The organism is Janibacter sp. FSL W8-0316 (assembly GCF_038004165.1).
Lineage (GTDB): Bacteria > Actinomycetota > Actinomycetes > Actinomycetales > Dermatophilaceae > Janibacter > Janibacter indicus.
Genome location: NZ_JBBOQX010000001.1, coordinates 3225051 through 3236951 on the forward strand (window position 1 = coordinate 3225051; position 11901 = coordinate 3236951).

The 11901-nt window shown below is 70.9% G+C and carries 7 protein-coding genes; 5 read left to right on the forward strand and 2 right to left on the reverse strand.

Annotation, left to right across the window (positions count from 1 at the left end; genetic code table 11):
* Positions 1 to 20: 20 nt before the first annotated feature.
* The 3 genes from NYE39_RS15790 (at position 21) to cimA (ending at position 3849) form a co-directional block, all read left to right on the forward strand.
* Complete coding sequence (locus NYE39_RS15790) at positions 21 to 1121, forward strand: branched-chain amino acid aminotransferase (RefSeq protein ID WP_341013257.1); 1101 nt, start codon at positions 21 to 23, stop codon at positions 1119 to 1121.
* A gap of 17 nt (positions 1122 to 1138) precedes the next feature.
* Positions 1139 to 1939 (forward strand): HAD family hydrolase, encoded by an 801-nt coding sequence (locus NYE39_RS15795; RefSeq protein ID WP_341013258.1) that lies wholly within the window; start codon positions 1139 to 1141, stop codon positions 1937 to 1939.
* A 329-nt stretch (positions 1940 to 2268) separates the two neighbouring features.
* Positions 2269 to 3849, forward strand: a complete 1581-nt coding sequence (gene cimA / locus NYE39_RS15800) for a citramalate synthase (RefSeq protein WP_341013259.1) — start codon at positions 2269 to 2271, stop codon at positions 3847 to 3849.
* Between the two features lie 108 nt (positions 3850 to 3957).
* On the opposite strand, the gene NYE39_RS15805 is transcribed toward cimA, so the two are convergent.
* Positions 3958 to 7377 carry a proline dehydrogenase family protein gene (locus tag NYE39_RS15805; protein WP_341013260.1) on the reverse strand — a complete coding sequence of 1140 codons (3420 nt, stop codon included), beginning with the start codon at positions 7375 to 7377 and terminating at the stop codon, positions 3958 to 3960.
* A 231-nt stretch (positions 7378 to 7608) separates the two neighbouring features.
* Between NYE39_RS15805 and NYE39_RS15810 the strand changes: the two genes are divergently transcribed.
* Both NYE39_RS15810 and NYE39_RS15815 read left to right on the forward strand, forming a co-directional pair.
* Entirely contained in the window at positions 7609 to 9714 is a 2106-nt protein-coding gene (locus NYE39_RS15810) for a catalase (RefSeq protein WP_341013261.1), read from the forward strand.
* Positions 9715 to 9738: 24 nt separating this feature from the next.
* Positions 9739 to 10920, forward strand: coding sequence for a zinc-dependent alcohol dehydrogenase (locus NYE39_RS15815; RefSeq protein ID WP_341013262.1), 1182 nt, complete (start codon positions 9739 to 9741; stop codon positions 10918 to 10920).
* Positions 10921 to 11206: 286 nt separating this feature from the next.
* On the opposite strand, the gene NYE39_RS15820 is transcribed toward NYE39_RS15815, so the two are convergent.
* Entirely contained in the window at positions 11207 to 11884 is a 678-nt protein-coding gene (locus NYE39_RS15820; RefSeq protein WP_341013263.1) for a helix-turn-helix transcriptional regulator, read from the reverse strand.
* Between the last annotated feature and the right edge of the window lie 17 nt (positions 11885 to 11901).

The window sequence follows — 11901 nt, forward strand, 5'->3', positions numbered from 1 at the left end:
CCCGAGGAGACGTACCCCAGATGACCGCCGAGCTGACCTTCACCACCACCCGCAGCGACGCCCCCCTTCCTGACGCCGACCGCGAGGCCGTCCTGGCCAACCCGGGCTTCGGGTCGACCTTCACCGACCACATGGCCCTCGCCACGTGGACGAAGGGGGAGGGCTGGCACGACGGGCAGGTGCGCGCCTTCGGGCCGCTGCAGCTCAGCCCGGCCGCGGCCGTCCTGCACTACGCGCAGGAGGTCTTCGAAGGGATGAAGGCCTACCGCCACGAGGACGGCTCGGTGTGGACCTTCCGCCCCGACCGCAATGCGGCGCGCATGGCCCGCAGCTGCGAGCGGCTCGCGCTGCCGGTGCTGCCGGAGGAGGACTTCGTCGGGGCGATCCGCGCGCTCGTCCAGGCCGACGAGCCTTGGGTGCCGGCCTACGGCACCGGTGAGACCAGCCTCTACCTGCGGCCCTTCATGTTCGCCTCCGAGGCCTTCCTCGGGGTGCGCCCGGCCAACGAGGTGACCTTCTCGGTCATCGCCAGCCCGGCCGGTGCCTACTTCTCCGGCGGACTCACGCCGGTCAACCTCTGGGTCAGCCAGGACTACGCCCGCGCCGGCGAGGGCGGCACCGGCGACGCCAAGTGCGGTGGCAACTACGCCTCCTCGCTCGCCGGCCAGCTCGAGGGTCAGGCCCAGGGCTGCGACCAGGCCGTCTTCCTCGACTCCTCGACGCACACCTACATCGAAGAGCTCGGCGGGATGAACCTCTTCTTCGTCACCAAGGACGGCCGCCTGCGCACCCCGGCGCTCACCGGCTCGATCCTCGAGGGCGTCACCCGAGACTCGATCCTCGCCATCGCGCCCGACCTCGGCCTGACCCCCGAGGAGTCGCGCATCGAGATCGACTGGTGGAAGGAGGGCGTCGCCTCCGGCGAGATCACCGAGGTCTTCGCCTGCGGCACCGCCGCCGTCGTCACCCCGGTCGGCGAGCTGCGCTGGGCGGGCGGCTCGGCCCCGTCCACCGGCGGCGAGGGTGGTGGCGAGATGACCCGCACCATCCGCCAGAGCCTGCTCGACATCCAGTACGGCGTCGCCGAGGACACCCGTGGCTGGATGACCCGCCTCGTCTGACCTCCCTTCGCACCGGAGTGACTCCTCGGCTCATCGCCACCGACCTCGACGGCACCCTCCTGCGCAGTGACGGGACCGTCTCCGCACGCTCGGTCGACGTCCTTCGCGCCGTCGCCGACGCGGGTCTCGAGACGGTGCTGGTCACCGCCCGGCCGCCCCGCTGGATCGACGACCTCGCCCATGTCGTCGGCGCCCGCGGGGTCGCGCTGTGCGGCAACGGCGCCTTCCGCTACGACGTCGCCGAGCGGCGGGTCTTCGGGGTGCGCTCGATCCCCCGCGAGGTCGTGACCGAGGTCGTGCGCGACCTGCGGGAGCAGCTGCCGGGCACCGGCTTCGCCGCCGAGCGGCACAGCGGGCTGGCCGCGGAGAGCATGTTCGCCGCGATCCACGACCACCCCGAGGACCTCGTGACGACACCGGCCATCGAGGAGCTCACCGATGCCTCCGTGGGCAAGCTGCTGGCCCGCAACCCGCACCTGACCGACGAGGAGTTCATCGTCGCGGTGACCGAGATCGTCGGCGACCGGGCGGTCGTCGCCTTCAGCGGTGCCGGCGGGCTGGCCGAGGTCTCGGCGAAGGGGGTCACCAAGGCCGCCGCGCTCGCCGGCTGGTGCGCCGAGCTCGGGATCGACGCGGGGGAGGTGTGGGCCTTCGGCGACATGCCCAACGACCTGCCGATGCTCACCTGGGCGGGGCGTTCCTTCGCCGTGGCCAATGCGCACGCCGAGGTCCTGGCGGCCGCCACCGACCGCGCCCCGGCCAACGACGACGACGGCGTCGCGCAGGTGCTCGAAGGGCTTCTCTCCCACCTCGCCTGACGGGGTCGGGGGTGGCCCCCTTCGCGCCGGTCCCATGATGCGGACGTGGGAGGCGGTGGGGGTGCGCAGGTGCCATGGTGGTCGGGTGATGCCCCAGATGACGACCCTCGCTGCCACCGCAGCCGAGCTCATTATCTAGGCGCGACGAGCCACCTGCTCGTCGCGCGGACCTCCCACACCCGGGGGGTCTTTCGCTTTTCTCGGGCAGGGGACGAGACAAGCGGACGGGTCCGGAGCATCACCCCCGCCACGGACGGGCGCGACGAGCAGGTGTCACACTCCCTCGAGGAGGCGAGCTCGCCTCCCTTCGTCCGAAGCGAGAGATCCACATGCACGGCTTCCACGTCTACGACACGACGATGCGCGACGGCGCCCAGCAGGAGGGGATCAACCTCTCCGTCGGGGACAAGCTGACCATCGCCCGTCACCTCGACGAGCTGGGCGTGACCCACATCGAAGGGGGCTGGCCCGGGGCCAACCCCAACGACACCGAGTTCTTCCGCCGGGCCCGCACCGAGTTGGAGCTGCGCTGCGCGACGCTCGCCGCCTTCGGCGCGACGCGCAAGGCCGGCGGCTCCGCCGCCAATGACCCGCAGGTGCAGGCGCTGCTCGACTCCGGCGCCGAGGTCATCACCCTCGTGGCGAAGATGCACCCCGGCCACGTCGAGCGCGCGCTGCGCACGACTCGCGAGGAAAACCTTGCGATGATCACCGACACCGTCGCCCACCTGCGGTCACAGGGGCGCACGGTCATGGTCGACGGCGAGCACTTCTTCGACGGCTACCAGCTCGACCGCGACTACGCCCTCGCCTGCGTGCGCGCCGCCCACGAGGCCGGCGCCGAGGTCATCGCGCTGTGCGACACCAACGGCGGCATGCTGCCCGGGCAGGTGCGCGACGCTGTCGCCGACGTCATCGAGGCGACCGGCGCGCGGCTGGGCATCCACTGCCACAACGACACCGGGTGCGCCGTCGCCAACACGATGGCGGCCGTCGAGGCCGGCGCCGACCACGTGCAGGGCACGGTCAACGCCTACGGCGAGCGCACCGGCAATGCCGACCTCATCACCGTCGTCGCCAACCTCCAGCTCAAGCTCGGCATGGACCTCGTCGAGCCCTACCGGCTGCAGGACGCCACCCGCATCGCGCACGCGGTGAGCGAGGTGACCAACTTCCCGCACTTCTCCCGGCAGCCCTATGTCGGCTCGGGGGCCTTCGCGCACAAGGCCGGTCTGCACGCGAGCGCGATCAAGGTCGACCCCGACCTCTACCAGCACATCGAGCCCAAGGACGTCGGCAACGACATGCGCATGCTCGTCTCCGACATGGCCGGGCGGGCCACGGTGGAGCTGAAGAGCCGCGAGTTCGGCGTCGACCTCGCCGGCGACGACGCGGCCCTGACCCGCGTGCTGGCGAAGGTCAAAGAGCTCGAGCAGCGGGGCTACACCTTCGACGCAGCCGACGCGAGCTTCGAGCTACTGCTGCGGCGCGAGCTGCAGGAGGAGGCGCTCGAGTACGCGCAGGTCGAGTCCTGGCGGATCATGATCGACGCCCGCGGCGGTGACGACGCCCTCTCGGAGGCGACGGTCAAGGCGGTCGCCGGTGGGCAGCGGCTCGTCGCGACGGGGGAGGGCAATGGCCCGGTCAACGCGCTCGACCAGGGTCTGCGGCAGGCCCTCGTCACCGTCTATCCCGAGGTCGAGCAGATCGAGCTCATCGACTACAAGGTGCGCATCCTCGACGCCGCCCACGGCACCGACGCGACGACCCGGGTGCTCATCGAGCACAGCGACGAGCACACGTCGTGGACGACCGTCGGGGTCGCGCCCAACATCGTCGAGGCCTCGTGGCAGGCGCTCGTCGACGGCATCACCTACGGCCTGATGCGCGCCGGCGTGCCCGTGCGCTGACCCCGGGGTCACTGAGCAAGGGAAACTGCCCCTTCGCAAGAGTTTCAAACTCTTGCGAAGGGGCAGTTTCGCGGGTCACCCGAGAATCGTGGGACTCATGAGGTGGGGTCAGCCGGCCACGTGGCCGAAGCGGTGACGGGTGGTGCTCACCGCCTGCTCGCGGACGAAGGGGAGGACCTCACGTCGTCCCGTGGCCAGGACCTCGCCGGTGATGACGTCGACACCCGCGGTGACGAGCTCGTCGACGAGCGACGGGGCGACGGCACCGATCGCGCGGACGCGCACGTCGGCACTGCGCCCGGCGCGGGCGACGAAGACCGCGTCGTCCTCGCGCACGACCTGCACGTGGCCGATGCTCGACGGGAGGTCGAGGCCCGTCGCCGCCGAGACGACGACGTGGGCGCCGGTGAGCGTGGCCGCAGCGACGAGGCGCAGCAGCTCGACGACGCGCGTGCCGTCGCCGGCGCGCACGAGCACCCGCGGGTGCGGGCGGTAGCGGAAGACATTGGACTCCACGACGAGGGCGCTCTCGTCGTGCTCGACGCCGAGCTCGTCGGCCCAGGCGGCCGCGTCGCTGGCGAGGGCCGCCTCGAGCCACGCCCGCTCGTCGTCGCCGACGGACGAGCCGATGGTGGCCAGCTGGGCGTCGACGGTGGCGCGGACCGCGGAGGCGACGGGCGCCCCCTTCGTCGGCAGGCCGGCTGCCGACCACGTGCCGAGCTGCGCGACGTAGTTGGGGCCACCGGCCTTGGCGCCGGGACCGATCGAGCTGGCCTTCCACCCGCCGAAGGACTGGCGGCGCACGATCGCGCCGGTGATGTGCCGGTTGACGTAGGCGTTGCCGACGGCGACCGTCTCGGTCCAGTGGGCGATCTCGCCCTCGTCGAGGCTGTGCAGGCCTCCGGTGAGACCGAAGTCGGTGGCGTTCTGCAGCTCGATTGCCTCGTCGAGCGAGTCGGCCCGCATTAGGCCGAGCACCGGCCCGAAGACCTCGGTGAGGTGGAAGAAGGACCCGGGGCGCACGCCGTCCTTGACGCCCGGCGACCAGAGCCGGCCGGTGTCGTCGAGCTGGCGCGGCTCGACGAGCCAGGACTCGCCCGGCTCGAGGGTGGTGAGGGCGCGACGCAGCTTGCCGGTCGGCTCCTCGATGACCGGACCCATGCGGGTGCCGAGGTCGGCGGGCCAGCCGACGGCGATCGACTCGACGGCGTCCACGAGCTGGCGGCGGAAGCGCTCCGACGTGCCGATCGAGCCGACGAGGATGCCGAGGGAGGCGGCCGAGCACTTCTGGCCGGCGTGGCCGAAGGCCGAGCTGACGAGGTCGGCGACCGCGAGGTCGATGTCGGCGGAGGGGGTGATGACCAGGGCGTTCTTGCCGGAGGTCTCGCCGAGGACGCGGGCGCCGTGCTCGCGCCCAACACGCCAGCCGGCGAAGAGTCGCGCGGTCTCGCTCGCGCCGGTGAGCACGACGGCGTCGACGTCCGCGTGCGCGACGAGGTGCTGACCCACCTCGTCCTCGTCGGTGCGCACGACGTGCAGCACCTCGCGCGGGATGCCGGCGTCGCGCAGCGCGGCGACGGTGACCTCGACGCACACGGGCGTCTGCGGCGCGGGCTTGATGACGACCGAGGACCCGGCCGCCAAGGCCGCGAGGACGCCACCGATCGGGATGGCGACGGGGAAGTTCCATGGCGGCGTCACGAGCGTCAGGGCGAAGGGGGTGAAGCTCGCCCCGTCGACCATCGCCCCGTCCTCGAGCTCGAGGGCCCGGTCGGCGTAGTAGCGGGCGAAGTCGACCGCCTCGGAGATCTCGGGGTCGGCTTCGGCGACGGTCTTGCCGGCCTCGGCGGCCATGACCGCGAGGATCTGCTCGCGGCGGGAGTCGATCTCGCGAGCAGCCTTGCGCAGCAGGTCTGCCCGCTCGGCGACGGGGCGGGCCGCCCAGCCCTCGTGCGCCGTGCGCGCCGTGGCGACGACCTCGTCGACCTCGGCGGTGCTCGTCAGGTGCGGGGAGGTCGGCTCCGGCCGAGGCGCGACGACGGCGCGAGCGGCCCACGCACGGTGCCCGGGCAGGGCGGCGTCGGAGTCGGGGGTGTTGTCGAAGGTGTCACCGATCGGCGGGCGCTCGGCGGAGCGGCGCGGGCCGACTGGGGTGCTGCCGATGGCCTCGACGCTCGCCCGGAAGCGGGCCTCCTGGTCGGGGATCGCGGCGGCGTCCTCGGAGAAGAAGGCGTGGATGTAGTTCTCGGGGGAGGCGCTCTCCTCGAGGCGACGCACGAGGTAGGAGACGGCGGCGTCGAAGTCCTCGGGGGCGACGACCGGCGTGTAGAGGATGACCGTGCCGACCTCGTCGCGCACGGCGCGCGCCTGTGCGGGCGACATGCCCTGGAGCATCTCGATGTCGAGGCTCTCCTGCGCCCCGCGGTCGGTCGCGAGCAGGTGCGCCGCGGCGACGTCGTAGAGGTTGTGCGAGGCGACACCGATGCGCAGCGCGCCGACGGCGTCGGGGCGCAGCGCCCGCTCGACGCAGCGCAGGTAGTTGGCGTCGACGTCGGCCTTGGCCGTGTAGGGGGCCTGCTCCCAGCCGTGCATGATGGCCTCGACCTTTTCCATCGCGAGGTTGGCGCCCTTGACGAGGCGCACCTTGATCGGGGCGCCGCCGGCGGCGCGACGGGCGACGGCGAAGTCGATGAGCCGCTCGAGGGCGGGCAGGGCGTCGGGCAGGTAGGCCTGCAGGACGATGCCGGCCTCGAGGTCGTGGAACTGCGGCTCGGAGAGCATCCGGGTGAAGACCTCGATGGTCATCTCGAGGTCGCGGTACTCCTCCATGTCGAGGTTGACGAAGGAGTGCGGGGTCGACGCCTTGGCGGTCTCGTAGAGCGGGCGCAGCCGGGTCAAGCAGCGCTCGACGGTGCCCTCGGTGTCCCACGTGCTGATCTGGCTGACGAGCGAGGAGACCTTGATCGAGACGTAGTCGACGTCGGGTCGCTCGAGCAGCTCGCGGGTGCGCTCGGTGCGGCTGGCGGCCTCGCCCTCGCCGAGCACGGCCTCGCCGAGGAGGTTGATGTTGAGGCGGAACCCGTCCTCGCGGGCCTTCGCCAGGTGCTTGCCCAGGCGCGGCTCGCGGGCGTCGACGAGCAGGTGGCCGACCATCTGCTTCATCCGAGCGCGGGCGGCGGGCACGACGACCTTGGGCGCGATGCGGGCGGCGCGGGCGCCGAGCCCGAGCAGGGCACGGTCGACCGGGCCGAGGAAGGAGGCCGAGTCGGAGGCGGTGATCCGGCTGAGCGCGTTGGCCGCGACCCGGTCGTCCTCCGGCCGGGCGACCCGGTCGACGAAGAAGACGGCCATGTCGAGGCCGGCGTGGTCGGACAGCAGGGCGGCGAGCTGGCCGGTCGACTGCGCCTCACGCTTCGTCTCCCCGGCGTGGGCAGCGGCGGCCCAGCGGTCCGCGAGCCGCACCGCGTCCTCGACGAAGGGGGCGAAGGCGGCAGTGGCCGGGTCCGTCAGGGAGGGAGTCGTCGTCATGCTCTCGACGGTAGGCGCGCGACGTGGCGATGACCACAGCCAGATGTTTGCCCCAAGCCGTCCATCGACATACATCTGTCTGATTGGCACGGTCGGCGGGCCTGTGTGAGACGCGCCCTGTCTCCACCCCTTGGGAGGTAGTGCCTCGGGTACCCCCTGCCTAGCGTCGAAGGGAGACGTCGACCCGGCCACGGGTCTGCTCAACGTCGCCAGCCTGAGGAGCTCATCTCGATGCCCACGACGAAGCGCACCACCTCCCACGACGCGGATGCACCTGCCCACGACCGCGTCGGGGCCGGCGGCGAGACCCACCAGCGAGCAGGCGGAGATAGCCCGGTCATGACGTCGGCGCACGGCGTCCCGGTCGAGGACGACAACAACTCACTGCGAGCGGGTGAGCGTGGTCCGACCCTCATCTCCGACCACGCGTTCCGCGAGAAGCTCTTCCACTTCGACCACGAGCGCATCCCCGAGCGAGTGGTCCACGCGCGTGGCTACGGAGCTCACGGGGTCTTCGAGTGCCACGAGTCGCTCGCCGACATCACGCGTGCCAGCATCTTCGCCTCGGCCGGCAAGAAGACCGAGACCTTCGTCCGTTTCTCCACCGTGGCTGGCAACCTCGGCTCCTTCGACCTCGCGCGGGACGTGCGCGGGTTCGCCACGAAGTTCTACACCGACGAGGGCAACTGGGACCTCGTCGGCAACAACATCCCGGTCTTCTTCATCCAGGACGCCGTGAAGTTCCCCGACCTGGTCCACGCAGTCAAGGAGGAGCCGGACCGCGGTTTCCCGCAGGCGCAGAGCGCCCACGACACCTTCTGGGACTTCGCCTCGCTCATGCCCGAGTCGACCCACATGACGCTGTGGCAGATGTCGGACCGAGCCATCCCGCGCTCTTTCCGCATGATGGAGGGCTTCGGTGTCCACACCTTCCGCTTCATCAACGACGCCGGCGACAGCTCCTTCGTGAAGTTCCACTGGAAGCCCGTGCTGGGCATGCAGTCCGTGGTCTGGAACGAGGCGGTCAAGATCAACGGCGCCGACCCCGACTTCCACCGCCGCGACCTCTTCGACGCCATCACCGCCGGCGACTTCCCGCAGTGGGAGCTGGGTGTGCAGGTCTTCGACGACGCCTTCGCCGACGAGTTCGACTTCGACGTCCTCGACGCGACCAAGCTCATCCCCGAGGAGCTCATCCCGGTCCGGGCTGTCGGCACGATGACCCTGAACCGGCTCGTCGACAACGTCTTCGCCGAGGTCGAGCAGGTCGCCTTCATGACGCAGAACGTGCCGCCGGGCATCGACTTCAGCAACGACCCCCTGCTCCAGGGCCGCAACTTCTCCTACCTCGACACCCAGCTGAAGAGGCTCGGCAGCACCAACTTCAGCCAGCTGCCGGTCAACGCGCCCCGGTGCCCCGTCGCTCACTTCCAGCGCGACGGTCACATGCAGATGTCACCTCAGCCTGGTCGGGCGGCCTACGAGCCGAACTCCTTCAGCGGCGAGGACCGAGGGCCGCGCGAGGTGGGTGCGCAGGGGCAGCGACCCTTCCCCGACGAGGTCGAGGGCCAGACCCGGCGTGTGCGCAGCGCGTCCTTCGCCGATCACTACAGCCAGGCCCGGCAGTTCTACGTCAGCCAGACTCCGGTCGAGCAGGAGCACATCGTCCTCGCGTACACCTTCGAGCTGGGCAAGTGCGAGATCCCGGCCATCAGGTCACGGATGATCGCCAACCTGCGCAATGTCGACGAGGACCTCGCCGCTGGCGTGGCCGCGGGCCTGCGGATGCCCCTTCCGGAGGCCTCCGTCCCGGCCGCGGAGCCCATCAGGGATCTGCCGCCGAGCCCCGCTCTGAGCATCCTCGCCAACGCCAAGGAGACCTTCGCCGGCCGCAAGCTGGGGCTGCTGGTCGGCGACGGCGCGGACGCGGCCGCGGTCAAGCGTCTGCGCAAGGCCGTGACGAAGGCAGGCGGCATCTGCGAGGTCGTCGCCAAGGCCGTCGGGGGCGCCACGCTGTCCGACGACTCGCTGCTCGAGGCGACGCAGGCCGTCGCCGGTGCCCCCTCGGTGCTGTACGACGCGATCGCCGTCCTGACAGGGCCCGAGGGTGGAGCCGTCCTGGCCGACGAGCCAGCAGCGCGTGACTTCCTCACCGACGCCTTCAACCACTACAAGGTCATCGGGCTCGGCGGCGCCACCGATGCTCTCGTCGCGGCGGCCGGTCTCAGCGACAAGCTCGACGCGGCCTGCCTGGGCCTGGACACGGCCAAGGACAACACGACATTCCTGTCGAGGATCGCCGGACCACGCCAGTGGGACCGCGACCTCGACGCCTGAGACACCACGACAGAGAGGCACCACATGAAGGCACTCACCTGGCAAGGCCGAAGCAACGTCCGCATCGACGACGTCCCCGACCCTCGGATCGAGCGCCCGACCGACGCGGTCATCCGTGTCACCTCGACCGCGATCTGCGGATCCGACCTCCATCTCTACGACCCACTCGGTCCCTTCCTGTCGAAGGGAGACATCCTCGGCCACGAGACCATGGGCATCGTCGAGGAGGTGGGGTCGGAGGTCACCCACATCTCGGTGGGCGACCGGGTCGTCGTCCCCTTCAACATCTCGTGCGGGCACTGCTGGATGTGCCAACGCGGATTCATGGCCCAGTGCGAGACCACGCAGGTGCGCGATCAGGGCATGGGGGCCTCGCTCTTCGGCTTCACCGAGCTCTACGGCTCCGTCCCGGGGGGCCAGGCGGAGTACCTGCGCGTCCCGCAGGCACAGTTCGGCCCGATCCTCGTCCCCGAGGGCGTGGCCGACGAGCGGTTCCTGTACCTCTCCGACATCCTCCCGACCGCCTGGCAGGGGGTGGAGTACGCCGACGTGCCCAGCGGGGGCAGCCTCGCCGTCATCGGGCTGGGACCAGTCGGCCTGATGGCGGTCGCCATCGCGACCCACCGTGGCCTGCAGGTCATAGGCGTGGACAACGTGCCGGAACGGCTGGCACGGGCGCGCCAGTACGGCGCGACAGTCATCAACACCGACGAGACCGATGACGTGCCGGGAGCGATCCGCGAGCTCACCGACGGCCGCGGGGTCGACGGCTCCCTGGACGCGGTCGGGATGGAGGCCCATGGCGCACCCGTGGCCGAGACCGCCATCAAGGCCGTCGGCCTGGTCCCGGATGTCCTGGCCAAGCCGATGATGAAGACGGTCGGCATCGACCGCCTCGCCGCACTGCGCACGGCGATCGGCGCCGTCCGACGTTCGGGCACGGTCTCGGTGAGCGGGGTCTACGGCGGGATGGCCGACCCCCTGCCGATGATGGAGATCTTCGACAAGGGTCTGGCTCTGCGCATGGGCCAGTGCCACGTCAAGCGGTGGATCGACGACATCATGCCGCTCGTGCTCGAGGACGGCGACCCCCTCGGTCTCGAGGCGTATGCGACCCACCGCCTGCCGCTGACGCAGGCCCCTGACGCCTACTCGATGTTCCAGAAGAAGCAGGACGGCTGCATCAAGGTCGTGCTGAAGCCGTGACCGCAGCACGAGTGGGCGGGGCCTCACGGGCCTCGGCCACTCGTGGCTGTGGCCGCGATCGACATGATGCTGGGCGGGCCGATCCACCTGTGCCTGTCCGTCCTGCTCCTCTCGATCCCGGCGCAGAGGGCCGCTCGACGACTCGTCGACGCGGTGCTGGCCGGTCGCTCGCCGATCGAGCTCACACCCCTGTCGTGGGTGGACAGGCGGGTACACGGTCTCGCGCCGCGCGCCGGCTCAACCCGATCGATCCGGGCGAAGGGCCCGCAGCGCGCAGCGCGTCGGGTCAGTAGTCGACGGGCGTGGGCGGCGCCTCGAGGACGATCCGCTTGCGTGTCGGGGCCATGCCGTTGTCGATCCCCCAGAGGACGGCTTGGCTCCGGCTGTCCACGCCCATCGTCCGGTACGCGGAGCGGATGTAGGACTTGACCGAGTTGATGCTCAGGTACGTCCGCTCCGCGATGGCGTTGTTGCTCAGCCCGGCGGTCACGAGAGCGATGATCTCTGACTCACGAGGCGTCAGGCCCGCCGCGCGGCCGGGCCAGGAGTTGGTGGGGAGCGAGGGGTCCGGCTCGAAGGGGATGACCCGCAGATGCCCTTCGTGAGCCCTGGTCAGCTCCATGACGAGATCCTCCGCGCCGACCGACTTGGAGATCGCGGAGGTGACCCCCCGGGCCCGAGCTGACTCGATGAGCTCCTCGGAGAGATGCCAGGTGAAGAGGACCACCTGCCCGATGTGGGGGGCGGCGCACAAGACGTCGAGGTCGTCACCGTCGAACCCGGTGCGGGCGTAGGTGTCGTACAGCGCGATGTCGACCGGTTGAGCGACCGTGGTCCCTGCATCCAGCTCGACGACCCTGACGACGTCGGCGTAGGGCTCGAGCATGGCGGCGACTCCTTGGATGATCAGCTCGTGATCGTTGATCACGGCGACCCTCAAGGGGCCACGTGCAGGGGCGCTCATGCCCTGACCATAGCCGC

What these genes read in the sequence shown, in the direction of transcription:
- NYE39_RS15790 (WP_341013257.1), top strand. Translation starts at nt 21, where the DNA reads ATGACCGCCGAGCTGACCTTCACCACCACCCGCAGCGACGCCCCCCTT.
- cimA (WP_341013259.1), top strand. Translation starts at nt 2,269, where the DNA reads ATGCACGGCTTCCACGTCTACGACACGACGATGCGCGACGGCGCCCAG.
- NYE39_RS15805 (WP_341013260.1), bottom strand. Translation starts at nt 7,377, where the DNA reads ATGACGACGACTCCCTCCCTGACGGACCCGGCCACTGCCGCCTTCGCC.
- NYE39_RS15810 (WP_341013261.1), top strand. Translation starts at nt 7,609, where the DNA reads ATGCCCACGACGAAGCGCACCACCTCCCACGACGCGGATGCACCTGCC.
- NYE39_RS15815 (WP_341013262.1), top strand. Translation starts at nt 9,739, where the DNA reads ATGAAGGCACTCACCTGGCAAGGCCGAAGCAACGTCCGCATCGACGAC.
- NYE39_RS15820 (WP_341013263.1), bottom strand. Translation starts at nt 11,884, where the DNA reads ATGAGCGCCCCTGCACGTGGCCCCTTGAGGGTCGCCGTGATCAACGAT.